This is a genomic window from Vibrio sp. Y176 (genome assembly GCF_033438945.1).
Window position 1 is genome coordinate 1 of the sequence record NZ_JAWOQS010000778.1, and the last position, 611, is coordinate 611.

Consider the following 611-nt stretch of genomic DNA (forward strand, 5'->3'; position numbering starts at 1 on the left):
TGGGTACATCAATGGCGCGTCCAATCATTGCCAAAGCGCAAGTTGAAGTGGCACGTAAAGTGGGCGCGGACGCATTGTGTCACGGCTGTACTGGTAAAGGTAACGACCAAGTGCGTTTCGAGGGTGCATTTGCTGCGTTAGCACCAGATCTACACGTTATCGCTCCATGGCGTGAGTGGGATTTAGTGAGCCGCGAACAATGTCTGGATTACCTTGCAGAGCGTAACATTCCTTGCTCAGCGTCTCTAACGAAGATTTATTCACGTGATGCGAACGCATGGCACATTTCTACTGAAGGTGGTGTGCTAGAAAATACATGGAATGCACCAAACGAAGATTGCTGGGTCTGGACCGTTGACCCTGAACAAGCGCCAAATGAAGCTGAATACGTTACGTTGAAAGTCGAAAAAGGTGAAGTTGTGGCAGTGGATGGTGAAGCGATGACACCATACAACGCACTAGTTTACTTAAACGAAAAAGGCGCAAAACACGGTGTGGGTCGTATTGATATCGTAGAGAACCGTTTGGTGGGAATGAAGTCTCGTGGCTGTTACGAAACTCCGGGAGGTACCATCATGATGGAAGCTCTGCGCGCAGTTGAACAATTGGTG

The 611-nt window shown here is 48.9% G+C and carries 1 protein-coding gene; it reads left to right on the forward strand.

Going from position 1 to position 611, the window contains the following annotated elements; all coding sequences use genetic code 11:
- Nucleotides 1–611: argininosuccinate synthase domain-containing protein (locus R7O13_RS28605; RefSeq protein ID WP_318305427.1), on the forward strand; the 611-nt coding region annotated here is incomplete at both ends.